21 protein-coding genes and 1 tRNA gene are annotated in these 25249 nt (G+C 59.0%); 17 read left to right on the top strand and 5 right to left on the bottom strand.

All coding sequences use genetic code 11. The features are described from left to right. Positions 1 to 89: 89 nt before the first annotated feature. The gene (locus PXH66_RS08615; protein WP_330929664.1) at positions 90 to 2315 is read left to right on the top strand and encodes an NADP-dependent isocitrate dehydrogenase; all 2226 of its coding nucleotides are present in this window, start codon (positions 90 to 92) and stop codon (positions 2313 to 2315) included. A gap of 466 nt (positions 2316 to 2781) precedes the next feature. Here the strand turns inward: PXH66_RS08615 and PXH66_RS08620 are convergent, their stop codons facing one another. Continuing rightward, complete coding sequence (locus PXH66_RS08620) at positions 2782 to 3813, bottom strand: methyltransferase (RefSeq protein ID WP_330929665.1); 1032 nt, start codon at positions 3811 to 3813, stop codon at positions 2782 to 2784. 204 nt (positions 3814 to 4017) lie between these two features. Here PXH66_RS08620 and pyk point away from each other — a divergent pair, with 204 nt between their 5' ends. Next, positions 4018 to 5445 (top strand): pyruvate kinase, encoded by a 1428-nt coding sequence (pyk, locus tag PXH66_RS08625; RefSeq protein ID WP_330929666.1) that lies wholly within the window; start codon positions 4018 to 4020, stop codon positions 5443 to 5445. A gap of 21 nt (positions 5446 to 5466) precedes the next feature. Here the strand turns inward: pyk and PXH66_RS08630 are convergent, their stop codons facing one another. Further along, on the bottom strand, positions 5467 to 6297 hold the full coding sequence (locus tag PXH66_RS08630; RefSeq protein WP_330929667.1) for an alpha/beta hydrolase: 831 nt from the start codon (positions 6295 to 6297) through the stop codon (positions 5467 to 5469). A 28-nt stretch (positions 6298 to 6325) separates the two neighbouring features. On the opposite strand from PXH66_RS08630, the gene PXH66_RS08635 reads away from it, so the two are divergent. From PXH66_RS08635 to PXH66_RS08645, 3 genes are all read left to right on the top strand, one after another. Continuing rightward, positions 6326 to 6619, top strand: a complete 294-nt coding sequence (locus PXH66_RS08635) for a transposase (protein ID WP_330932027.1) — start codon at positions 6326 to 6328, stop codon at positions 6617 to 6619. Between the two features lie 14 nt (positions 6620 to 6633). Continuing rightward, on the top strand, positions 6634 to 7527 hold the full coding sequence (locus tag PXH66_RS08640; protein WP_330932026.1) for an IS3 family transposase: 894 nt from the start codon (positions 6634 to 6636) through the stop codon (positions 7525 to 7527). Between the two features lie 393 nt (positions 7528 to 7920). Next, entirely contained in the window at positions 7921 to 8964 is a 1044-nt protein-coding gene (locus PXH66_RS08645) for a glycoside hydrolase family 71/99 protein (RefSeq protein ID WP_330927650.1), read from the top strand. 206 nt (positions 8965 to 9170) lie between these two features. Here the strand turns inward: PXH66_RS08645 and PXH66_RS08650 are convergent, their stop codons facing one another. Beyond that, entirely contained in the window at positions 9171 to 9905 is a 735-nt protein-coding gene (locus PXH66_RS08650) for a class I SAM-dependent methyltransferase (protein ID WP_330927651.1), read from the bottom strand. 513 nt (positions 9906 to 10418) lie between these two features. Between PXH66_RS08650 and PXH66_RS08655 the strand changes: the two genes are divergently transcribed. Further along, on the top strand, positions 10419 to 11351 hold the full coding sequence (locus PXH66_RS08655) for a sugar phosphate isomerase/epimerase family protein (protein ID WP_330927652.1): 933 nt from the start codon (positions 10419 to 10421) through the stop codon (positions 11349 to 11351). 89 nt (positions 11352 to 11440) lie between these two features. Here the strand turns inward: PXH66_RS08655 and PXH66_RS08660 are convergent, their stop codons facing one another. Next, positions 11441 to 12346, bottom strand: a complete 906-nt coding sequence (locus tag PXH66_RS08660) for a hypothetical protein (RefSeq protein ID WP_330927653.1) — start codon at positions 12344 to 12346, stop codon at positions 11441 to 11443. 383 nt (positions 12347 to 12729) lie between these two features. On the opposite strand from PXH66_RS08660, the gene bamJ reads away from it, so the two are divergent. After that, a complete protein-coding gene (gene bamJ, locus PXH66_RS08665; protein WP_330927654.1) occupies positions 12730 to 13383 on the top strand; it encodes a BamJ family beta-barrel-assembly machinery protein in 654 nt (217 codons plus the stop codon). A 219-nt stretch (positions 13384 to 13602) separates the two neighbouring features. Here the strand turns inward: bamJ and PXH66_RS08670 are convergent, their stop codons facing one another. After that, positions 13603 to 15444, bottom strand: coding sequence for a right-handed parallel beta-helix repeat-containing protein (locus PXH66_RS08670; protein WP_330927655.1), 1842 nt, complete (start codon positions 15442 to 15444; stop codon positions 13603 to 13605). 277 nt (positions 15445 to 15721) lie between these two features. Here PXH66_RS08670 and PXH66_RS08675 point away from each other — a divergent pair, with 277 nt between their 5' ends. The 10 genes from PXH66_RS08675 (at position 15722) to rnc (ending at position 25233) form a co-directional block, all read left to right on the top strand. Next, entirely contained in the window at positions 15722 to 16372 is a 651-nt protein-coding gene (locus PXH66_RS08675; protein ID WP_330932323.1) for a hypothetical protein, read from the top strand. A gap of 138 nt (positions 16373 to 16510) precedes the next feature. Further along, entirely contained in the window at positions 16511 to 17701 is a 1191-nt protein-coding gene (locus PXH66_RS08680) for a hybrid sensor histidine kinase/response regulator (RefSeq protein WP_330927657.1), read from the top strand. A 255-nt stretch (positions 17702 to 17956) separates the two neighbouring features. Beyond that, the gene (locus PXH66_RS08685) at positions 17957 to 18784 is read left to right on the top strand and encodes an MBL fold metallo-hydrolase (protein ID WP_330927658.1); all 828 of its coding nucleotides are present in this window, start codon (positions 17957 to 17959) and stop codon (positions 18782 to 18784) included. Positions 18785 to 18845: 61 nt separating this feature from the next. Further along, positions 18846 to 19730: an NAD(P)-dependent oxidoreductase gene (locus PXH66_RS08690; protein WP_330927659.1), complete on the top strand. Its 885-nt coding sequence runs from the start codon at positions 18846 to 18848 to the stop codon at positions 19728 to 19730. A gap of 56 nt (positions 19731 to 19786) precedes the next feature. Next, positions 19787 to 21328: a PAS domain-containing hybrid sensor histidine kinase/response regulator gene (locus tag PXH66_RS08695; protein ID WP_330927660.1), complete on the top strand. Its 1542-nt coding sequence runs from the start codon at positions 19787 to 19789 to the stop codon at positions 21326 to 21328. A gap of 87 nt (positions 21329 to 21415) precedes the next feature. Further along, positions 21416 to 21489: transfer RNA gene (locus PXH66_RS08700), tRNA-Cys, on the top strand. A gap of 535 nt (positions 21490 to 22024) precedes the next feature. Then, complete coding sequence (locus tag PXH66_RS08705) at positions 22025 to 22813, top strand: ParA family protein (RefSeq protein ID WP_330927661.1); 789 nt, start codon at positions 22025 to 22027, stop codon at positions 22811 to 22813. Between the two features lie 35 nt (positions 22814 to 22848). Further along, the gene (locus tag PXH66_RS08710; protein ID WP_330927662.1) at positions 22849 to 23658 is read left to right on the top strand and encodes an ABC transporter permease; all 810 of its coding nucleotides are present in this window, start codon (positions 22849 to 22851) and stop codon (positions 23656 to 23658) included. A 16-nt stretch (positions 23659 to 23674) separates the two neighbouring features. Continuing rightward, entirely contained in the window at positions 23675 to 24463 is a 789-nt protein-coding gene (locus PXH66_RS08715; RefSeq protein ID WP_330927663.1) for an ABC transporter permease, read from the top strand. A gap of 62 nt (positions 24464 to 24525) precedes the next feature. After that, the gene (rnc, locus tag PXH66_RS08720; protein WP_330927664.1) at positions 24526 to 25233 is read left to right on the top strand and encodes a ribonuclease III; all 708 of its coding nucleotides are present in this window, start codon (positions 24526 to 24528) and stop codon (positions 25231 to 25233) included. The last annotated feature ends 16 nt before the right edge of the window (positions 25234 to 25249 follow it).

Raw genomic sequence — 25249 nt, forward strand, 5'->3', positions numbered from 1 at the left:
CTACCCAGTCCGTCATCCGAATTCCACTCGACCGAGCGCGACGCCTGCTTTTCGCTGTCACGCTGCAACTTTAACTTCACTGTATCATCATGTCTGCGTCACCCAAGATCATCTACACCAAGACCGACGAAGCTCCCGCGCTCGCCACCTATTCGTTCCTGCCCGTGGTGCAGGCGTTTACGAAGCCCGCCGGCATTGACGTGGAGACCCGCGACATCTCGCTCGCCGGCCGCATTCTCGCTCATTTCCCCGATGCCCTGCTGCCCGAACAACGCGTCGACGATGCCCTCGCCGAACTCGGCGCCCTCGCCAAAACGCCCGAGGCCAACATCATCAAGTTGCCCAACATCAGCGCCTCGATCCCGCAGCTGAAAGCCGCCATCGCCGAGCTCCAAGCCCTCGGTTACGCCATCCCGGACTATCCGGAAGTTGCCGCCACCGACTCCGAAAAAGCCGCCAAAGCTGCCTACGACAAGGTCAAGGGTTCCGCCGTCAACCCCGTGCTCCGCGAGGGCAACTCCGACCGCCGCGCTCCCAAAGCCGTCAAGGACTACGCCCGTGCCAACCCGCACTCCATGGGCGCATGGTCCCCCGAATCCAAGACCAACACCGCCACCATGGGCGCCAACGACTTTGCCGCCAACGAGCGTTCCTGCTGCCTGCCCGGCGAGACCACCGTCGACATCGAATTCATCGCCGATGACGGCAATCGTTCCATCCTCAAGTCCGGCCTCAAGCTCCTCGAGGGCGAGATCCTCGACGGCACCGTCATGCGCAAGGACGCCCTCGTGTCCTTCCTCCAGGACCAGATCCAGCGCGCCAAGGACGAAGGCATCCTCTTCTCGCTCCACATGAAGGCGACCATGATGAAGGTGTCAGACCCGATCATCTTCGGCCACTGCGTTAAAACCTTCTTCGGCCCCCTCATCGCCAAACACGCCGCCGTCATCGAAGAACTCGGCGTCGACTTCAACAACGGCCTCGGCGACCTCGTCGCCAAAATCAAAACCCTGCCCGACGACCAGCGAGCCGAGATCGAATCCGACCTCGACGCCGCCTACGCCGACGGTCCCGACCTCGCCATGGTCAACTCCGACAAAGGCATCACCGGTCTTCACGTTCCGTCCGACATCATCATCGACGCCTCCATGCCCGCCATGATTCGCGCCGGTGGCAAGATGTGGGACGCCAAGGGCAACACCCAGGACGCCCTCGCCGTCATTCCCGACAGCTCTTACGCCGGGGTCTACCAAGCCGCCATCGACTTCTGCCGCGCCAACGGTGCCCTCGATCCCGTGACCATGGGCTCTGTGCCCAACGTCGGTCTCATGGCCCAAAAGGCCGAGGAATACGGCTCCCATGACAAGACCTTTGAAGCTCCTGCCTCCGGCACCATCCGCGTCGTCGACGCCGCCGGCAACGTGCTCATCGATCACACCGTTTCCGCCGGCGACATCTGGCGCGCCTGCCAAACCAAGGACGCCCCAATCCGCGATTGGGTAAAACTGGCCGTCAACCGCGCCCGTGCCACCGGTGATCCCGCCGTCTTCTGGCTCGACGAAGCCCGCGCCCACGACGCCCAACTCATCGCCAAGGTGCGCCAATACCTTACCGAGCACGATACCGAGGGTCTCGAAATCCACATCCTGCCTCCCGCCGAAGCCTGCACCTACAGCCTCGTGCGCATCAAGGATGGCAAGGACACGATCTCCGTCACGGGCAACGTGCTGCGCGACTACCTCACCGACCTGTTCCCGATCCTCGAGGTCGGCACCAGCGCCAAGATGCTCTCCATCGTGCCCCTCATGAACGGCGGCGGTCTCTTCGAAACCGGCGCCGGCGGTTCCGCACCCAAGCACGTGCAACAGTTTGTAGCCGAAAACTACCTACGCTGGGATTCCCTCGGTGAGTTCCTCGCGCTCGCGGTCTCACTCGAACACGTCGCCACGACCTTCAACCAACCCAAGGCCCAGATCCTCGCCGATACCCTCGATGCGGCCACCAGCAAATTCCTCGTCAACGACAAGTCTCCGACGCGCCGTGTGGGTGGCATCGACAACCGGGGCAGCCATTTTTATCTGACCCTCTACTGGGCGCAGGAACTGGCCGCGCAGGACGCCGATGCCGAACTCAAGGCGCGCTTCACTCCGATCGCGGAGAGTCTCGCGGCCAACGAAGCCAAAATCGTCGAAGAGCTCCTCGCCGTCCAGGGCAACCCGGCCGACATCGGGGCCTACTACATGCCCGACGACGCCAAAGCCTCCGCCGCCATGCGCCCGAGCGCCACGTTCAACGCCATCATCGACGCGATGTAGTCGAACCCGACCGCTTCGCCGTCTCGCCAAGTCTTCGCCGCCGCCCTCCGGGGCGGCGGCCTTTTAGTGCCTCGATTTAAAGCGCAACATCTCAACGTAGGAGCGCGCTTGCGCGCGATTTCCGGGCGCTTTGCCCATCACCCTCCCCGCTCCACTCCACCGCAATCGCGAGCAAGCTCGCTACCCCGGAAATAGGAAACACCCCCCGCCGCCGCCCTCCGGGGCGGCGGCCTTTTAGTGCCTCGATTTAAAGCGCAACATCACCTCGTAGGAGCGTGCTTGCGCGCGATTTCCGGGCGCTTCGCCCATCACCCCCTCCGGCTCCAACCGCAATCGCGAGCAAGCTCGCTCCTACCCAGTAGAAATGAAACACCGCCGTCGCCTGCTCCGGGCTCACGCGGTCAATCCGGACGACTTGGGGCGATATATGGGCGGGGCAATCGCTCGGAAAACCACCGTGCGATGACTACTCCTTGATCGCAATGATCACGCTGCGGCTCACGGCCGTGGATTTCACGCCGCCCCATTGGAATCCCGCGTCAACCAGATAGCTCCGCATTTCACCCAACGAATAGCATTTCCCTTCTGTGATTTGCATGAGTAGCGCACTGAACTCCGCGACGTGCAACGGTCCCGTTTTCTCCACGTTCAGATAAGCGTGGTGCAGCAACAGCACCCCGCCCACGGGAAGCGCGTCGTAGGACTTCTTCAGCAACTCGCGCACCTTCGGCTCATCCCAATCGTGCAGGACGTTCGACATGAGGTGCACATCGAAACCCGTGGGCCAGGTGTCGGCAAACATGTCGCCCGTGATCACATCGACGCGATCGCTGTAACCTTTCGCCGCGATTGAATCCCGGGCAATGCGATCGACCGGAGCCCGCTCAAGCACCGCTCCGCGCAGGTTCGCGTGATTCGCCACCATGGCGCAGGCGTAGATCCCGGAGCCGCCCGCGATATCAAGCACCGCATTCCGTTCCGCCAAATCCACGCGCCGCGCGATGGCCGGACCCAGGAGCACGCCGCGGCAATCCATCGCGGCCGTAAACGCCTTGGCAAACTCCGGCCGTTCCATGGCCTGCGCCCACGCCTGGGGATCGAAGCTGCCAAAATTGGCCGGCCGGTTCGTGCGCAACACCTCCAACATCGCCAACGTCGACGGCCGATCCTTCATCGAAGCAAAATACGGCCCCATGTCCCACGGCGATCCGGACGACAAATGTTCGCGCCCCCGCAGCGTCACCAGAAACACGCCACCGGTGAGCGTGGTCAGTCCGTTGGCCGTGGTCAGCGACATCATCACGTCAGCCGGCCGGGGATGGATTTCAAACTTCTGGCAAATGGCCGCCAACGTGGACGGATTGTCCGCCAGCCACGTGAACAAATCGAGATGGGCGACCGCCACCGCCAAGAGATCCACCGCCGCGAGTCCGTCGCGGTAGCGGTAAAGGGAAATCGGATCGGAGACGGGTTCGTTAATCAGCGCGTTGATGGGCATAGGGCAAATGAGACCGGGCATCCATGAGAACGGCGCGTCATTAGGCAAACGCGTCCTGTTCATTCGTTGAATTCACCTCGCCGGCGAGAGCGCCGGGACCCCGGTTCGCGCGTCGTCATATCTTCACTTTTCGCGTATCGCCGGGGCACCGATCCATCGCTTTGCTGGCGCTCTTCCTGCTATTCCAGCCTCAGCTCCACCACCATGCCGCTCCCCGCTTCCTATTTTCGTCAGACCAAGATCATCGCCACGCTCGGCCCGGCAACCGAGTCGAAGGAAATGCTCGCCCAACTCATCACCGCCGGCGTCGACATCCTCCGCCTCAACATGGCGCACGCCACCCACAAATGGGTCGAAGATGCCATGTGGTTTGTGCGCGAAGCCTCCACCGAGGTCGGTCGCCACGTCGGCGTCATGATGGACGTCAAGGGCCCGGAAATCCGCACCGGAAAAGTCGAGAAAGCCTTCGAGGTCAAAACCGGCGACCCATTCGAGTTTCACATCGAATCCGTCGAGCCGACTGCGGGCGTCATGTCGGTCTCGGTCAACTACCCGGGTCTCCCCGGCGATCTGTCTGTCGGCACCGTCGTGCTCATCGACAGCGGCCTGATCCGGATGCGCGTGTTGGACAAAGACGACGTGCGCGTGCGCTGCGAGGTGCTCACGCCCGGCTCCATCGGCTCGAAGCGCCACATCAACCTCCCCGGCGTCTTCGTAAACCTGCCCTGCCTCACGACGAAGGACGAAAACGATCTGCGCGCCGGCGTAAAGGCGGGCATCGATTTCGTCGCGCTGTCCTTCGTGCGCCAGGCCGAAGATATTCGCACGCTACGCCGGTTCCTCGATGAGCTGAAATCGCCCGCCAAGATCATTGCCAAAATCGAGGATCAAGCCGGCGTGCGCAACATGGCGGAGATCATCGCCGAAGCCGACGGCGTCATGGTCGCCCGCGGTGATCTCGGTATCGAGATCGACTACCACCGCCTCCCCCTCGTGCAGACCGAAATGGTCGCCGCCTGCCGCGCCGCCGGCAAACCCGTCATCATCGCGACGCATTTATTGGAGACCATGATCTCCTCGCCCATGCCCACCCGCGCCGAAATCTCCGATGTGTCCAACGCCGTGCGCGAACAGGCCGACGCCGTCATGCTCTCCGGCGAGACCACGGTCGGAGCCTATCCGCTCGAATCGGTGCAAGTGATGAAGAACATTATTCAAAGCATCGAGCCCTCGGTCAGCACCGACCTGAACCGCAACCTGCAGCTCCACGAGCCCAAGGCCAAGATGCTGCGCTCCGCCGCCAAGCTCGCCCAAGACCTCGGCGAGAGCGCCATCATCGTCTTCACCCGCAGCGGCTTTCTCGCCTACACCCTCGGTGCCCTGCGTGCCCGTGGCGTGCCCATCTTCGCCTTCACCGACAACGAGTCGATTTTCCGACAACTCCTGCTTCCCTGGGGCGTGGAACCGTTTCTTATCACGTTCCACGACGACCCCGAGGAAACCATCCGCACCGCGCTTCACCTTCTCAGTGAGCGCAACTGGTGCCAAGTCGGCACGACCAGCGTCGTCATCACCAACGCCCTCGCCCGCGGCAAGATCATCGACACCCTGCAACTGCGCCGGATCGAGTAGTTTGCTGCCGCTCAGGTTAGCTTACTGAGACGGTCCGGTTTCGGGCGCAAGCGGCTCGAACGCGAAACGCAGGCCGCGCGTATACGACTCGATCTGCATGCCGGCATGCCGTTCACCATCGATGATGCGAAACTGGTAATCAAAGCCGGCGTAGTCACTATTCGCGGCCCGTGAATTGAAACGAAGAATGCCGCTCAGAAACGTCGGGGACTCGTTGCCACCGCCGCTGGCAAAAAGCCGCACTGGCAAGGGCCTGCCCGAAGCGGCAAATTGCGCCTCATACTTGAGCAGCCAGTCATCGCCCACCACGACCGCCGGCGTCGCCGCGATGCAGGCTTGGAAGAGCTCGGGCTCGGAATACATCGCATAAAGCGTAAACAATCCGCCCAATGACGCGCCCGCCATCACCCGATAGGACGGATCAGCACGATACTCCGATTCGATAAATGGAATGATGACATCCTTGATCGTCGCCAGAAACATATCGGCGTGACCGGTCGCAGGATTACCGTTCATCGCCACCGGTGAGAGCTCCCAACCACGCATTTGACCGTAGTTTAAATTCTCCCCGGCATAGCTCAACCCCACCACGATGAACTCCGGCACCACCTTGTCGTAAACCAATCCGCCGTGCGCGTTGGTCATCTTTAGAAAATCCCAATACCCATCGGTCACGTAGACCACGGGATAGACCCGGTCGGAATTCTCGGCATAGCTCGGCGGCAATCCCACCATCAACTGGTAGTGGCGCCCCTCCGCCGTGGGCTCGAGAACCCTCATTTCGGATCGGGCCAACGTGTAGGCCGGAAAAGGCGGTTCGTCCGACTGATCGGGCCTGAGAAAAATGGACACGGGAATCTCTTAGAAAGAGAAACCCAAAGTGAAACGAAACCGACACAGCGCCGAGTTTAAGCGCGAAGCCGCCAGGCTGATGATCATGGACGGGCTGAGTGCCCCGGAGGTCTCCCGGAAGTTGGATGTGAACCCGAGTCTGCTTTACCGCTGGAAACGCGAGCAACTGGCCGAGATGGATGCGGCGAGTCCGCCGCACGCGAAGTCGAGCCCGACCCAGTTGGCCGCCGAGATCGACCAGCTGCGCAAGCAACTGGCGAAAGAAAAGCGGATCAATGAGATCCTAAAAAAAACGGTGAGCTACTTCGCCAAGGACGAGTGAGCCGCTTCGTGTTCATGCGAAAACATCAGCACAGGTATGACGTGGCCGAGATGGGCGAAGCGCTCGGCGTCTCGCGCAGCGGATACTACCGCTGGATCGAGGCCAGACCCTCGGTCCGCCGAGAGCAGGACGAAGCGATCAAGCCAGTGATCGAGCAAGTCGTGCGTCGGGCTTGCGGCCCCTACGGTTACCGGCCGGTCCACCAACATCTGCGTGAGCAGGGCGTGGACTGTGGCCGTGATCGCACCCTGCGCCTGATGCACGAGTTGGAGTTGGTCGGCCGCTCCCATGCCCGGTTCAAGCCGATGGGCACCGACAGCGAGCATCTGTTTGGCTACCATCCCAACTTACTCAAGCAGTTGGGGAAACCGGAGCATCGCGATCAGATCTGGGTGGCCGACACCACCTATCTGCGCACGGACGAGAGCTGGTGTTATCTGGCGACGGTGATGGATCTATGCACCCGACGCATCGTCGGCTGGAGCGTCTCCGATCGCAACGACACCGCCCTGGTCTGCACCGCGTTGGAAAACGCCGTGCAAACCCGCGGCGAAGTCCGCGCCGGCATCGTGCATCACAGCGACCGGGGCAGCACCTACGCCGCGGATCGCTACCAACGCCTGCTGGCCAAGCTGAAAATGCACCCGAGCATGAGCGCCAAGGGCAACTGCTACGACAATGCCGCGATGGAGTCCTTCTTTGGTCGCTACAAAACGGCCGCAGTGCGCGACCACGTCTTTGCCAACGAAGCCCAAGTCCGCGCCAACGTCTTCAACTACATCGAAGTCTTCTACAACCGATTCCGCAAACACGCCTCTCTGGGCTACCTGAGCCCGATGCAGGCGGAGGCAAAAATCTTGCCCCCCATGGGGGGCAATGCACAACCCGATTGCCTAACCCGCAACTAAACCCATAACCCACCAAATAAGAGACGACCGTGTCTCACCATCTCAGGCCCGATCACGCTGGCCCGAATTCTCTGCATCGTCTTGATGAACGAAGCCGCTGCGCGGCGCAGTGAGGAGTGGGATCGACCAGAAGGGGGTATGAACCGGACACCGTTGGTCTGACCCTCAGCCTCAGAGCGTTTTGCACTGCGGCGATCAGCCAGCCATTGTTACCCACGTGCATGATCAAACCTGACTAGTGATAATTCCCACCCTATATATAGCATATAAAAACCACCATTTAACTAGGTATTTCCACCAGTATCTAAATATATCATATTTATCCATCGCCGCTCCGGATAATCAGTTGACTACACCGGAAAAACTGCGAATAAATTGAGCCGTCCCGACAAGATGTCACATAATAACAAATACCCAATGAAAAGAATGCTACTTACGATAATTCTGTTATTTAGTTTTGCTACACTCCATGGGAAACCTACAATGGGGGCATTTTATTATCCATGGTATGGCCCTAACGGCCACCATTGGACCCCACCAGGACATATCCTGCAACCAACTCTCGGTGAATACAGCAGTCTAAGTATTCCCGTAATTGATCAGCATTTGCAATGGGCAAATGAATACCATATCGACTTTCTTATGGTTTCGTTTTGGGCTGCGGGTGGAGTCACTAATTCTGAAATTATGCTTCTATTTGATCGGACAGATCTCGTTCCTACAAAAATTGCCCTACTCATTGAGCCTGATGCTGACCTGCAAGCCATAAAATCGCAGCACTACAACTCCGGAGGAAGCTATAGCAATTACGTCAACAACAGCGTAAACTGGTTCATTCAAAGATATGACATCATTAAAAACGATCATCAGTGGTTCTCCAGATCATCTTATTTACACGATCCAGATGGACGTAAAATATTAGGGTTCTTTAATTGGGACAGTCCAGCTGTAACAAAAGATGTTATATCAACTGTTTTAGCTGTCAGGCCCGACATAGGCGCATCAACATGGATTTGGTATATTGGCTCGTTAGGCAATAAGGTGAGCACAGTCCGAAGTCTGTTATACCCAAACAAAGGAAGTTGGGCTCCATACCAGCCGATGCAATCAAACGGATCATACAGTCAAGCACTAAACAAATATAATCAATTTGAGCCTGGGATGTCCCAAAAAATCATGGTCGCATGCCCAAGCTTTAACGACACCCAACTTGTTGGCGGATCCAACACATACATCCCACGAGATTCCGCATATAGATTCAGCCAGCAACTTGCTGACATTAAGGTCTATGCACCTAATTTGAATTGGTTGCTGATAACTTCATTTAATGAATGGAACGAAAATAGCGTTATTGAGCCGGTTGTTGAATACCCTGGAGGCCCCACCGAAGGAACTCTCTATCTCGGTGTCTTAAAAAGCTGGTGGGAGTCATGGTAAAGCCCCCTCCTTCGTCACAATACAGATGGAGTCAGTCATCTAACTGTTATGACTTTCGTGCACTGAGGTCCATCGTTATTTTCTAAATCAAGGCGGGTTCAAGGTTTCGGAATCTTGGACCCGCCGTCGCACACACCTCCGGACCGCACATACTGACGACTAGTCCAACTTATCCAACCAAGGGGGGCCACTTCGTCCAAAATTCATCAGCATCTAATAAAAAATATTTTTCCTTGAATCTCTTCTGACATACAATGCTCGCGGGCAAAGATTATCTCCCCGCCTGCGTCACTAATGACACTTTCCACTACCTTAAGTGGCAATGCATTCATTTCCATTGATGCTCCAATTCCCGTTTTTTTCCGAATCCATCTCAATAGGCGCTTCAATAAAGTCGGCGGGTAATAAGTAATTTTCTTGCTTGAACTGGAAATCTCGGTTACTATTTGCACACATACACACCCCCCCGGACGACATATGCGGACAAACTCTTTCAAATAGGCAATGGCAAGCTCCCGAGGCAAATGTTGAAGCGTAATCAAGCTAATCAAAAAATCAAAGGTCTGATTAGGAAATATATCTAAGTCTCCTTTAGGATTATGCTGATAAATAATTTTACTTCCATGACTATTATACTGACGCGCTAACTGTATCATATTCATTGAAACATCGACACCAGTCACTGAAGTAAACGAACCCGCTAGTGCTTGGGTAAGGCGACCTACTCCACAACCGAAGTCGAGAGCGTTGCGATGTTCAATGTTGAAATTCAGCGCAGACAATTGTTCTAAACACATTGTCACATCGACCTTCCCTGTCTCAAAGAACTCGGATGGCGACCAACGATTTCCTCGCTTTTCTTTCACAGTCAAAACTGCCCAAAACGGATCTTCGCGCGCTAGCCGTTCCCATACCATTCTTAATTTAAGAATTTTCATCATCTTGACCGAGTTTATGTCCCTTCATTGAGTCAAGCCTCGGAATGAACACATTTTTGGGATTACCCGCAAATCCATCTTGTCACTCCCACGCTAACTAAGGGACGGAAAAGGGTGGGCCAAGCCAAAGGAGTTGAGCCAACCGAAGGGGACAGAGCCAACCGAAGGGGACATTGCTTGGAGCCAACCGAAGGGGACATTGCTTGAATCTTGACAGATTCAAGTCGTCGACATGCGCCCAGTATCAGTTGGGTTGCAGGGCGGAGCGAGATATTGGCCTTCATGGGGTATTGCGACGGGATTTCGTTTCGCGTTTCTGCCAGTGGCCAGACCGGCACGATACGAACGTGTCGGAAGTTGATGAACGTGAGAATATTTGGCGAGCTTTCTGATAACGTAAACTCACCCCGTCATTGCTTGCCTCTGTCGGGGTGCTGGCATGCGTTGCCTTGCCCCTGATTTCAGGTTTTTAGTCATTCGTTTCTCAGCTTTCAAAACCTCCCCCGTCTACGCCCCATGTCTTCTCGTCGCCATTTTCTCGCTCAGAGCACGCTTGGTCTCGCTGCTGCCGCGCTCGCTTCTCGTTCGTTGTCTGCCGCTCATCACGAGTCCGGCGAATCGGCCATGGACGAGACGTGGTTCGATATCTCGCTCGCGCAGTGGTCGAACCACAAAGCTTATTGGAGTGGTGATCGCGACAAGATGCGGTTTGCCGAAATCACCAAGCGCGAGTTCGGCATCACGGCGGTGGAATACGTGAACCAGTTCTACATGGAGGGCTTCATTCCGGCCGTGACGGCTGAATTAAAAAGGGTCTCCGATGGGGCGGGCGTGCGCAATGTGCTCATCATGTGCGATCGTTGTGGCCGACTCGGCGATCCGGATGCCGCCAAACAAACAGCGTCCGTCGAGGCCCACATCCCTTGGCTCGAAGCCGCGCGCACGCTGGGTTGCCACGCCATTCGCGTGAACGCGTTTTCCGAAGCGAGCGAATCCTATGGAACCCAACTCGACCGCACCGCCGATGGTCTGCGTCGGTTGTGCGAGATCGGCGACACGTATGGTTTGAACGTCATCGTCGAGCCGCACGGCGGTCTGTCGTCCAACGGGGCCTGGCTGGCCGCGTTGATGGATCTCGTCGGACACCCGCGCGTTGGCACTCTGCCCGATTTTGGCAACTACGGCAGCCGTCGCGAGGGTTGGTCCTACGATATTTACACCGGCACGGCTCAGAGCATGCCTTACGCGAAGGGCGTGAGCGCCAAGACCTTTGGCTTTGGTCCCGACGGTGAAGAAAACACCATGGATTTCCGTCGTCTCATGCAGATCGTCAAAGACTCCGACTTCTCCGGCTTCGTCGGCGCGGAATTCGAAGGCTCGGACATCGACGAAGACACGGGCATCAAGCTCACCCGGGACTTGCTGATCAAACTTGGTGGACGACTGTGAGTGAGTTGACCATCGCGGCAGTGAGTTGGGTCCGTGATGGGGGCGTATCCTTATGAATGCGGCGGTTTCGGCGAAACCGCCTACCCGCGTCATCGTGACATGCGGCGTTCCAAGTCGGCCAAGTGGGCTTCGAGCTTGGCTTGCATTTCCTTGGCGACCTTCACCTCGGTCGTCTTGACCTCCAAGTCCTTGGTGATGTCCCAGAGCTCGTCGATTTCCTTTTGCCCACGGCTCTTGCCGAGCGTCCGCGCCAACGCACCGAGCCCCAAGGCACCGGCACCTCCCGTAGCCAACCATCCGGCGAGATCCATGCCGTCATCGGCCGCCTTGGTTTTGAGTGCTTGGATTTGAGTTTCACTCAGACCCGCGGCGGCGAGTTCAACGCCAACCTGTTGGTTGATTTTCTCGCGTTGTTCCTCGCTGAGACTCGCGAACTTGGATTGAAATTCCATCGTTTTATCCGCCAACGCGGTGGTCGCCTCGGTCACTTTTGATCGGGTCACTTCAATATCGGTTTTGACCTTATTGATATCCGCTTCGAGCGCTTTCTTGGTCTCATGCACGTCAGCTTTGACCTCCGTTTTGGCCTCCTTGTCCTTGTCCACGAAAGTTTTGAAGACCTGCGCGACGGCGTTGCTGGGGTTGATGGTGCCGCCGATGGCGGCTCCGCCAATTTGAACCATATTGGTCAATAGGTCCTTCATCTCAGCGCGCTGTTTTTCCAGGTCGTCGCGAATCTTCTGCAACTTGGCCTGCGTGACCGAGCTATCCTCCTCGTGCTTGGCGGTGGCGGCCGCAATGATGTTTTGATCCAGCAGGGGGTTCGCGGAGGCGATCGCCAGATTGGTGCCCGAAACCCGATCGATGGTGGTGGTGACACCCGAGGCTACTTCCACCGATTTCGGATGCGGGGCGAGGGCGGTCACGCAGCCTGAGAGGAACAGAACACACGCCGCAAATGGCGCGGAAAGCAGAGCGAGGCGGATGGTTTTCATGACTGAAATATTTTGGAATGCGGGGTAAAGTGCTCTCTCCCGGGCAGACCGATAGGGTCGTCGGCGGTATTGAACACAGGTTCAGGGTCAAAACGCTCCCGCGGCGGCGATCCTGACATCATATTGCAAATTGCACCTTCGGGTCACATCTCCCGCCCCCCCCCCTTGATCCACCGCCTAGCTTCCGGCTCGGCCCTCCCCGGCTCCCGCGAACCGCGCTCCCCTTTTGCCAATCTACGCCTTGTCAGCGGCGCGATCGTTCGGCTCACTCGGCGGTTCATTCTATGAAATCCCGTTCCTCCCAACTTTTCACCGTCCTCTCCTCTTGCCTTTTGCTGGGTTTGGTCGCCTGCCAAAAATCCGAACCCGCTACGAAAGAATCCATGTCTGAAAAACCCGCCGCGACTCCCGCGGCTTCCACTCCCGCCCCCACTTACACCACGACCGAACAAAAGGTCAGCTACGGTATTGGCCGCAACATCGGCGCCGACATCGCCCGCAACGCCGGTTTTGAAACCGACGTCGAGGCGCTCGTCGCCGGTATGCGCGACAGCATCGGTGGCGCCGAATCCCAAGTGCCCGAAGCCGAGCTGCAGGCCGCCTTCGTCGAGATCCGCGCCGCCGCCCAAGCCGCCGCCCAGGAAAAGGCTCAGGTCAATAAGACGGCCGGTGAAGCGTTCCTCGCGGAGAATGCCAAGCGTCCGGAAGTGACGACCACGGCCTCGGGCCTCCAATACGAAGTCATCACCGCCGGCACCGGCCCGAAGCCGACCGCCACCAACACCGTCAAGGTCCACTACCATGGCACCCTCGTTGATGGCACGGTCTTCGACAGCTCCGTCCAACGCGGCGAGCCGATCGAGTTCCCCGTCACGGGTGTGATCAAGGGCTGGATCGAAGGTCTGCAACTCATGCCGACCGGCTCCAAGTGGAAGTTCTTCATCCCTTCCGATCTCGCTTACGGCGATCAAGACAAGGGCACGATCCCGCCGGGCTCCGCTCTCATCTTCGACGTCGAGTTGCTTGAGGTGAAGTAAGACGACTCAAGTCTCCCTTTCGTTTTCCAAAAGGACGCCGTTTTCGCGGCGTCCTTTTTGTTTTGCGGCCCAACCGCAAGGTAGGGCGTGCTCGCCGCGCGCGCGGTGGCGGTGCAGCCGAGTGGCGGCAGGGATCTTAAAACGGCCCCGGCATACGTGCTCGGCGGTTTCGGCGAAACCGCCCTACCTCAGGCGCGCTTTTGGGCGTGCCGAATCGCGCTACTCGAATCGCGCCGGAGCGAAGGCACCGGGAAACGTGACACCATCGGGCCAGCCCAATTGTTTTCGCACGTCTGGTGGCAGCGACACGCCCGAGGTGGCACCGACAAAAGCGGCATCGAGTTCGAAGTTCTTCAACTCGGCGCTCCGGAAAAGCGGGCCGTGATAATCGCTCCAGCTGTGCGCGTGAGCTTCGAAGTTCGGTTGCAAAGCGTGCAATTCACTTGGCGCGCTGAGTTCGGTGCGGTGCGACTCGCCCACGGTGGGGCTCCAGTTGATCAGCGGCGGCGTTTCGGTCCGGGCCGGCCGGACATAAACATTGCCGTCCATGGCATCAACTTGCGGCGCAGTGAGTAAATCGTTGACGCTGTCCTGCTGCCAAAAGTTGAGCAGCGGGCGTTCGAACGAGGCATCGCTCACGAGCAGATTATTCACGAACGCGTGACTGTGGCGTTCCGCCACGTCGGGACCGGCGCTGGCGTGCCAGCCAAAGTGATCGCCCGCGGTGTGGCTGCGCGCCGAACGCTGGAAGGCTGCCTCGCTGTTGTAGAAAGTATTCTGATACACGCGCACGCCCGAACTATTGAGCACCCGCAGGCCCGTCGGGCAGTTCACGAAAACGTTGCCGGCACAAATCGCGCCCTTGGAGATTTCGAAGAAAAACCCATTCTGCGTGGTCTCGATCCAGTTGTTTACGAACACGCCGTCGACGTTGCCCACATCATACCAGATGCCGCTGGCATGGGGATTGTCGATGATGAGGTTGTCGCGGCAGGTGACGTTGTAGGACTGGTTGAAAATCTTCACCGCGGTGGCGAAGTAACCGACGAGATTTTCGGCACTGTTGGTGCGCGTCACGATGTTGCGCTCGAGCAGCACGTCGGCGGAATTGATCACATAGATGCCTTCCGTGCCGCAGTCGGAAACCAGGCAATGGCGGATGGTGAGACCATCGCCACGAAAGTAGCCGGCGACCCGTGAACAGTGCGAAATGGTGAGATGTTCAAACGTGGTGCCGATGACCTCTTTGCCGAAGTTGTCGGGCGACATGTAAGCTCCGGGTTCGGTGCCTTCGATCTCCAGGGCCAGGCGTGCGTATTGCGTAAAGGTGATACCGCGAAGAGTCGGACCCACCCGGTCGTTGGTCTTCCCGTGCACGTCGCGAATCGTGCGTTGCAAGGCGCTGTTGTGGGCCGTGATTTCGATGAGCTTTTCCGCCGGATCGGTGCCGATGTAAACGTAGCCGTTGGCGTAATCAATGTAGTGCGAAGCGGTATCGAGATCGTTCGCGCTGCCGACCGCGCCGAGCAACTGGCCATCGGCAAAGACCATGTCATTGTTGAACATGTGGAGCGGTGAGCGACTGAGATTGCGTTCGTGGCGGCGCCACCAATCGGCTGGAGCGGCCGGGAACAACCGAGTCCACGCCGTGCGCCAGACGCCCTCGCCCGCCGCCTCCCAATCGGTCGCGACCCGCGTGCCCTTCACCACGGGGCGTTCATCGGCGTAGGGTTGGATCGTGACGCCTTGGTTCAACTTGAGTCCGCCGGTGCGGTAAACGCCGCCGCGCATCACAATCGCATCGCCCGTAACCACTCGTGCGATGGCGGTCGCCAGAGTCGTCGGTGCCGCCAGCGTCTTGCCGGTCGCCTTGTCAACGCCATCGGGCGCCACGTAATAAATCGTCCCGGCCTCGGGCAAATCATAGTGCTGCTGGATCGGGCCGTAGGGACCACCCGAGGGTTGGGCGGTGAGTGAGGTTGCCTGGAACAAACCGATGACGGCGAATCCGAGCACGGTGGTCCTCCGACGGAGGAGACGAATGAAGCGAGGGGAAAACATGAGCAATAATGGGAAAGCGGCACCGTCCGGTGCGAAGGACCGCTGAATCAATTTCAACCTTCCCCAAAGACAACGGAGGTTCCAGCCCGAGATCGATCTCCGGCGGTGGATCGGTTGCTTGCCGTTCAACGCTCACGGAGGCTCAGATCAGTTCAATTTGACGCCACCCAGCTCGCGATGTGCGCTGCTGCTCATGCGTCGTCCCTCTCTCCTCCTTCGTTTCCTCGGCTTGTTCGCGGTTGGTTTGGCGTGCGACGCTACGGCGGTAGCCAAAACCATGACATCCGCGCGAATCGACGCCGCCTATATGCTCACCCTCGGTCGACCTGCCACGACGGCAGAGCTGGCCAACACCGACGAATTTTCCGCCCTGAAATCGTTTCAGGAAGTCATGACCCAAATTGGAAAGACCCGGCTCAACGATGCGGCCGAAACCGGGCGAGTGCAGGACCGCGCCTGGTTCGACGCATACGGTGAGAAGCGACCTTCGACCGCCCCGAGCAGCGACAGCCGGTCGTATGCCGCGTCGGTCCGCCAACACTTGAAATCTTTGGCTGCATCGCCGGAGGAATACGCGCTCGTGATCAACCGCGCCTATCGCGAGGTGATTCGCCGCGACGCTTATCCGGAGGAGATCGCCTACTGGCACGAACACCCGGACACGCTTTCCTACGTGCTGCTGGTGGGATGCGTTGAAGACTGGGCGCGACGCAACCAGCCGGGCCTGATGGTGACAGCGGGAGAACCGACGATTTCCATCAATTGCGATCTGCTGACGACCCGCCGGCTACCACCCGCACTTGCCGCCGAGATCCGGGACACCCATCCAGCGGGAGATGATCACGCAGCCTTGATTCTGGTTCCCGGCGGAGCTCACCTCGCGTCTGGTGGTGGCATGGCATTGGTGGTGGTGGGCTCGCGGGATTAGAGCCCGACCAGGGTCCGAAGCAGGACCACGCTTCACCGTTGCTTTACCGCAACATCCTCGCATTGCACTTGCGACCGAGCTCGCACGGCCACTTCGTGGGGCATAACTGATTTAAAACCAGCAATCGATTGAGCGGCGATGAGTTCGGCAACCACAGATGAGTTTTTCCCCAAGGACCGCACGACGTCACCGTTCCCGGTCTCGTCGGACTCCGGTCCGAGCAAAGCGGAGGAGTCTCCATTCGCCGGGCACAAGATTCTCGTCGTCGACGACGAACGTATCAACAACGTCATGATGTCGCGGGTGCTCAAACGGGCGAAGTTTGAGGTCATCGTGGCGACCACTGGAGAGGAAGCGCTCGAAAAATACGCCGCCGAGTCCCCGGATCTGGTCCTGCTGGATGTCATGTTGCCCGGCATCGACGGCTACGAGACCTGCCGACAGCTCAAGCAAACCTACGGCCAGGAAGCGGTCCCAGTCATCTTCCTGACCGCCACCACGGACACGAAAGGCGTCATCGACGGGTTTGCCGCCGGAGGGGTCGATTACGTGCAAAAGCCCATCCGGGAGGCCGAAGTCGTCGCCCGCGTCAACACTCACATTCAGACCCGCGTGCTCATCGGCGAACTGCGAGCGGCCAACGAAGCCAAGAACCGCTTCCTCGGCATGGCCTCGCACGACCTGCGTAACCCACTCGCCTCCATCCGCGGCCTGGCGCAATTCCTCAAGGATCCGATCATCGGGAAATTAACGCCGGACCAACTCGACATGGCCGAGACCATCGAGACGACGGCCAATGGCATGCTCTCGCTGGTCAACGAACTCCTTGATGTTGCGACCATCGAATCGGGTGAGTTGAAGCTCAACCCCGAGATGGGATCGTTGAAAACGCTGGTCGAGAAAGTGGTCTCGCTCGCGAACCTCGATGCCACCCGCAAGAAGACCAAACTCGTGCTGGTCATCGCCAACGACATTCCCGACATGCTGTTCGACGAAGCCAAAATGCGGCAGGTGGCGGAAAACCTCTTCAGCAATGCCGTAAAGTATTCCCCGCCCGGATCGACCATTCGCATCGTGCTGCGTGATTCGGAGACGGCGCAAAACCTTCATGTCATCGATCAAGGTCCGGGCATCCCGGCGGGCGAAGCCGACAAGCTCTTCAAGGACTTTGGCCGCCTTTCGGTTCAACCCACCGGCGGCGAAAAAAGCACGGGCTTGGGCTTGGCCATTTGCCGCAAGATCGTGCAAGCGCACGACGGCACGATCTCGGCGGAGAATCTCGCCACCGGCGGGTGCGTCTTCAAAGTCTCGTTACCGAAACGAGCCTGATTCGACGCCCGCCCCCATGGTCGGATCGGGGCATACTGAGCTTTAAACGCCCGCTAAACGCGCCGACCGCACCGTCGGTTCCACGCCATGGACGGCGCAGCCGACGCGTTTTCCATCGGACCGTTTTGCCGCCATATGGGGCTGCGCATGAGCGTCATCCGACCGCGTCGTTCACCGCCGCGCTGAAAATGTGATTCAATTTTCAGGGCTCCCACACTTGCACGTGCTCCATCGATGCAGCAACTTCGCTCATCTATGCCGCTCATTCCGCTCGAGGACAATTTTGACGATGTTATCAACAAGGTTCAACGCGGCCTCCACATCAGCGACGAAGACCTCGCCGCTCGATCCGAGGTCACGCTGGAGGACCTGGCCAAGGTCAAGAACGGCGAGATGATCATCGCGGTCATCCGTCGCGTCGCCCGCCATCTGCGCCTCAACCCCAATGCGCTCGAAGCGCTCGCCCGCAAAAATTGGTATCCTGAAATCCCCGTCTTTCCGCGCGGATTCGCCGCGTTCAACACGCCGTTCGAGGACATGACGGTGAATAGCTATCTCATTTGGGATCCCAAAACCAAGGAAGCGGCCGCCTTTGACACCGGAGCATCGACCGAGGACATGATCGACGTGATCAAGACCGAGCGCCTCCGCCTGCAATACATCTTCATCACCCACACCCACGAAGATCACATCATCGACCTGCCGCGACTTACCGCCGCATTTCCGGATGCCGAAGTATGGTCCCACGTTGATGCACCGGTCGAGCATCCCGGGGCGCAAAACTTCAAGGAGGGCGTTCATTTTCACGTCGGCTCGCACGATATTAAAACCCTGCTCACGCCAGGCCACGCCGTCGGCCAGACCACATTTTTCGTGTCGGGCCTCAGTTGGCCGTTGGCCGTGGTGGGAGACTCGCTCTTCGCTTCTTCGGTGGGCGGCAGCCCGACCGGCTTTGCCGAACAACTGCGGACCAACCGCGCGAAAATTTTCAATCTACCCCGCGACACGGTGATCGCTCCGGGCCACGGTCCGCTCACGACGCTGGCCCAGGAAAAGAAACACAACCCGGTCTTCGCCCATTGATTCCAGCACCACTTCGCCCTGCCATTTTTCCCCGTAAACCCAACTTCAACTTACTCAGCACATGACAGCAACAATCGGATTCGTCGGCGTCGGCCGCATGGGCGCCAACATGGCGCGTCGTCTTAAAGATCAAGGTCACACCGTGACCGCCGTTTATGATTCGGCCCAGGTGCTCGCCGCCGAACTCGCCACCGAAATCGGCGCGGCCCACGCCTCCTCCCTCGCCGCGGTGACCGCGGCCGCCGATATCGTGATCACCGTCGTGACCGATGACGCCGCCCAACTCGCCGTCTTCAGCACCGAGGGCGATTCGCTGCTCGTTGGCGCCGAAAACACCACTTTCATCAACTGTGCCACCATTACGCCCGACATTCACGTCGAGATCGAAAAACGCGCCCGCGGAGCCGGAGCCCATTCACTCGAGGCCTGCATGGCGTCGTCCATCCCCCAAGCCCGCCAAGGCACCCTCTATCTGATGTGCGCCGGGGAACGCGCGGTATTCGACGACGTCAAAAACGTCCTCGACGACCTGAGCCAGGATCTCCGCTACATCGGCCCCGCCGGTTCCGCCGCCCAGGTGAAAGCGCTCGTGAACATGATCATGAACGTCAACACCGCGGCGCTCGCCGAGGGACTGGGGTTGGGTGCCGCGCTGGGCCTCGATTTGGACATGCTGCGCGAAGTGTTTTCCCAAACGGGAGCCAACTCCCAAGTGCTCAAAACCGACGGCGAAGACATGCAAAACCGCGACCACGAGTGCTACTTTAGCGCGGCCCATGCCGCCAAAGACAGTGGCATCGCCTGGACTCTGGGCACCCAAGCCGGACTCCCCCTTCCCCTCGCTTCGGCGACCAAACTGCAATACGAGCGGCTGTGCGCTCTGGGCGTCGGCGGACAGGATAAATCGGCCGTAGCTGAACTTACATTTAAAGGCAGACTAGTGTAAGCGATTTGCGCTTTTTACGTTAGACTCTCACCCAGCGGTTGTTACGTTTTTTCGCCATGGGTGACCTCCTTCAGCGAAAAACCGCCATGATCATGGCTTTGGCGCTGAGTTTGGCGGCCACGCTTGTGGCGCTCGCGACGGACGAAAATCTGCGCGAGCGACTGGGCACGACCTATTGGCTGCTCGGCCTGGCCATCATCGGTTCCATATTGCTGGTTTTGGCGGGCTACGTGTGGGACCGCACCCTCATGATTAAGCTTCGCGAGATCAATCGCACGGCCAAGCAACAGGGAGGCTCCCGCAACTTCGACGCCGACGATGAAGCCGAAACCGCCTATGTATTGCCCGACGAGCCGGAGCTTGAACAGGGACAGGATGAAATCATGGGCCTCGCCCGCCAGATCGAGCGTATGGCCCAGAACCTCCAGAAAGTGGAGGCCAGCTATCGCGGCATCGTGGAGGATCAGGTAGATCTCATCTGCCGTTACCGCGCCGATGGCAAAATAACGTTCGTGAATTCGGCCTTCGCCAAGTTTTACGGCCAAAAGCGCAGGCAGATATTGGGGTCGGTTTTTCCGATTTTCGAACAGGGTTACCCCACGCGGGATTTCCAAGGCAATCTGCCCGACAAAGCTTCGTTCGAAGTCGCGCTGACGAATCACGAAGGCACCCCCAACGCATTCATGTGGACGCACCGCGCGATCAAATCGCAGTCCGGTGCGCTGTTGGAATACCAAGCGGTCGGCCACGACATCGGCGCTCGCAAACAGGCTGAAGCCGCACTGATCGAGGCCAAGAACGCCGCCGAGTCCGCCGATCGGGCTAAAAGTGAATTTCTCGCCGTCGTCAGCCACGAAATTCGCACGCCAATCAACGCCGTCATCGGCTTCGCCAAACTCATGCGCGAGACGCCCCTGACGGCGGACCAGATTGAATACATCTCCAACATCCACCAAAGCGGCATGACGCTGGAGACATTGATCGCCGACATCCTCGACGTCTCGCGACTGGAAGCAGGACAGCTGGAGGTCAAAAAAACCGCCTTTGCCCTGCGGGAATGCATGCAGGAGATCCAACGCAGTTTCGGCAACGTCGCCCGCGACCTCGGCATCGATTTCAGCCTCAAGGTCGACCCTGGTGTGCCCGTCATCGTCAACGGTGATCAAGGCCGCCTGCGCCAGGTGCTGATGAACATCATCGGCAATGCCCTCAAATTCACCGAACACGGCAGCGTCAGCGTCAGCGTATCGTGCTCCCGCGGGGAAGACATTCCCGACAGTGACCAGAAACAACTTCGACTCTTCGTGTCGGTCACCGACACCGGCATCGGCATTCCCGAAAATCGAGTTAAAGAACTGTTTAAGCCCTTCAGCCAACTCGATTCATCCAGCACGCGCCGCCGCGGCGGCACCGGGCTGGGCCTCGTGATTTCCAAACGGCTCTGCGAGCTCATGGGCGGTGCGATCTCGGTGGAAAGTAAACTGGGCCAAGGCTCGACGTTCCGTTTCAGTCTGTCGCTCACGTATCTGCGCGGAGACTCCCAGCCGCCAGTGGCGGCCCCCCGGGTTTCACCGTCGCCCTCGCCCAGCGCGGCTTGAACGTAAAATCGGACTCACGCAGAGAAATCACTTTCAGGACTTGCGCGCCCCGAGGAATCTTTGCAACGTCCGCCTTCCTCAGATTAAGGCGCGGTAGCCAAGTGGTAAGGCCGAGCTCTGCAAAAGCTCTATCGGCGGTTCGATTCCGCCCCGCGCCTCCAATTTTTCGCCCATCGAAATGCTTCGGTGGGCGTTTTTCGTTTTGAGATGAACGCCGTTCGCTCCGACGTAGGGCGTAATCGAACCGCTTAGCCGCTGCGCGACGCGGTTCGATGTCAAACCAGCGGCTACGCCGCTAGACCGCCCCGCGCCTCCAATTTTTCGCCCATCGAAATGCTTCGGTGGGCGTTTTTCGTTTTGAGATAAACGCCGTTCGCTCCGACGAAGGGCGTAATCGAACCGCTTAGCCGCCGCGCGGCACGGTTCGAAGAACGAAGGCGGACCAATCTCCCCGGACGCAACAAGACACCTCAATTCACCGGCTCGAGGTAGGGCGTGCTCGCCGAGCGCGCCGTTTCATTCCTCCTCCCGGTCAGACCTGCTCACCCCGAAATCTCTCCATTCCAACACCTGCTGCTTCCTCCATCCTCGCGCTTCGCTCGAAAGACTTGGGTTTGCGGTTCGTCGGGCCCACCACACTTTTTAGTGGTTTTCGCTGGCTTCGTCGCTTCCCCTGATTCCGCTTCCTTACACCTGATGCCCACCACCATCTTCACCATCGCCAATCAAAAAGGCGGCGTCGGCAAAACCACGACCGCCGTCAATCTGGCCGCCGCTCTCGCCGAACGCAAAATCCACACCTTGTTGATCGATCTCGATCCCCAGGCCAACGCGACCAGTGCGGTCGGCGTGGAAAAGCAGGCCGGGCGCAGTCTCTACGGCCCGCTGAATGGCGAAGGCAGCGTGTTTGAAATGATCACGCCCACGGAGTATCAGCATCTCGCCCTGATCCCGAGCGAAGAGGATCTCGCCGCGGCCGAGGTCGAGCTTGCCCAGTCGGAAAACTACCTCGCCCGTCTTTCGGAGGTGCTCCGTCCACTCAAGGCCAGCAACGGCTACCGCGCCATTATCATCGATTGCCCGCCGTCCATGGGCATGCTGTCGATGAACAGTCTCGCCGCGGCCGACCAGCTCCTCATCGCCTTGCAAAGCGAATACATGGCGCTCGAGGGTCTCGGGCAGATTCTGCGCAATGTGGATCGCATCCGCGATGCCGGTCTCAATAACGATCTTAATCTCGGTGGTGTGATCATGACGATGTATGACGGCCGCACCAACCTCGCCAAACAGGTCGTCGACGAAGTGCGCGCCCACTTGCCGGACAAGATCTTCAACACCCTGATCCCCCGCTCCGTGCGCCTCAGCGAGGCTCCCAGCTTCGGCAAACCGATCTTTGCCTACGACAACGCCTCGGCCGGTGCCGTGGCTTACCGCGAGCTCGGAGCCGAGGTGATCAAGCGATTCGGCCTCACCCCGGGTCGCTGAAACCCGTCGCGTCGTTCGCCTCTGCTTCGTCAGCCATGCGATTGCTCTTCGTCAAATACCGTCACGTATTCAACGTGGGGCTGCAGAGCAACATCGTCTACCGGTGGAACTTCGCCCTGCGCGCGGCGTTCTCGCTGCTGCACTTGGTGTTCGTCTTCGTCCTGTGGGGCGCGGCGTTTCAAGGCCATGACACGATCGGCGGGTTCAGCCTCGATCAGACGCTTACTTACTTCATCTGCCTGTTGGTGCTCCAGTTCTTCATCGGGGCCTTTAACGAGGACTACCAGATCAGCGAGGAAATCCGCAACGGGCTCATCAACCAGTTCCTACTCAAACCGATCAATTATTTCCTCTACCGGTTTGTCATCTTTGTCTCCGCCCGCCTCGTCTCGGGTTTGCTGGCGCTGCTGCCCCTCGTCATCGCGCTGCCGCTGCTCGGCGATTATCTGACGTTTCCGGACGAGCCCTGGCGGATCGCGGTCGGCATTCCCGCCGCCTTTATGTCGGCGATGATCCAGTTCACCATCGCCTACATTTTCGGCATGCTGACGTTCTGGTTTTTGGAAATCCAATCGTTCGTAATTCTATCAATGGCGATTGAGTCGCTGCTTGGCGGACAGGTCTTTCCACTCGATTTGCTGCCCGATACTCTGTTCCGGATCTCGCAGTTTCTGCCCTACTATTATCAGATGTATTTCCCGGCCGCGATCTTCACCGGCCGCATCGACCAAGCCGTCGCGGTTCAGGGACTTGCCATTCAGGCTTTCTGGGTGGTCGTCTTGCTCGGCGTCGCGAACCTGCTCTGGCAACGCGGTCTCAAACGCCACACCGCCGTCGGCGGCTGAACCACTCCCGTATCGCATGATCCACTACCTGCGCATCTGGCTCGCTTCGGTTCGGTATTCGATCGTCCGCTCGATGATGTTTCGCGGTGACTTCATCATGTGGGCGTTGGTCGAATTGTTTTGGATGGCGGTCAGCATCGCTTCGATCGCCGTCATTTACCAGCACACCGATGCCGTCGCGGGTTGGACCAAATACGAGATGCTGCTCCTGCTCGGCACCTCCATGCTCATCCAGCGCCTGCTCATGGGACTGTTTTGGAGCAACCTCTTCGAGATGGGCCGCAACGTGCGCTCCGGCCACTTCGACTTCTTCCTGGCCCAGCCCGGCAACATGCTGTTCATGGTTTCGACCCGGAAAATCGATCTCGACAGCCTGCTCAATGTTTTCGTGGCGCTCGCCGTCGTCGTCTACGCGGTCGGCAAGCTGCAACTGGAGCCCTCACTGGCGGACATGCTGACCTACGCCTTGTTCGTCGGCTGCGGCGTGGGCATCAGTTTTGCCATGTTGCTGCTCATCGCCTCGGTCAGTTTCTGGACGATCGGCAGCCAGGGTGTCGAAGGCGGTTACTTCACGCTCTATGAGTTTTCCCGCCTGCCGCGGGCCGCGTTTTCCGGCGTCGCCAAAGTCGCCTTCGTTTGGGTGCTGCCCACCGTCGTCGTCACCAATGCGCCGGCCCACACCTTGATCCACGGACTTTCCGGCACCTACACGGCGTGGTTGCTGGCGGCCACGACGGCGTGGCTCGCCATCGCCATCGGGGTGTTTCAACGCGGTCTCAAGCGCTATTCCAGTGCGTCGTCGTGAGGGACGCGGTGACGTTGAATCTTTACGCCTCCGCTTCGGCGCGCTCCGATAACTGACCCCGTATGTCCGCCTCGATCGAGCACCTTCAACAACGCATCGGATACCAGTTTCGCGATCCCTCGTTGCTTACTCTCGCCCTCACCCATCCGTCGTGGCTGCAGGATCACCCCGAAGCGTCCGACAACAACCAGCGGCTCGAATTTCTCGGCGATGCCGTGCTGCAGCTGATTCTGACCGAAGCGCTTTATGCGCTTTATCCGTCCGACCGTGAGGGCGCTCTGAGCAAACGTCGCGCCGCGCTGTCCAAAGGTAATTACCTGGCGCTGCTGGCAGGCGAGATCGACCTCGCACCGCACCTCTTGCTCGCGACCAGCGAAGAACAAACCGGCGGACGCCACCGGGCCGCCGCCTTGGAAGATGCCTTCGAATCACTCCTGGGCGCGATCTATGCCGACAGCGGCTATGAGTCGGCGCGCGACATCATCCTGAAACTCTACGGCGATCTGGCCCGCCGTCTCAGCCAGGTTATTCCCAGCGAAAACCCCAAGGGGCGTCTCCAGGAACGTATTCAACCCCTCCACGGCAACAACGCGCTGCGTTACGAGGTCGACCACATCGCGGGCGAGGACCATGCCCGCGAATACGAGGCGCGGGTGTATTTGCAGGACACCTTCATGGGCTCCGGCCGCGGCACCTCCAAGAAAGCGGCCGAGGAAGCCGCGGCCCAAGCGGCACTCGATTCCGACCTCCTGCCCGATTCGGGCAATTGATCCTGTCGGTTGCGCT

Source organism: Synoicihabitans lomoniglobus (genome assembly GCF_029023725.1).
Taxonomy (GTDB): domain Bacteria; phylum Verrucomicrobiota; class Verrucomicrobiia; order Opitutales; family Opitutaceae; genus Actomonas; species Actomonas lomonigloba.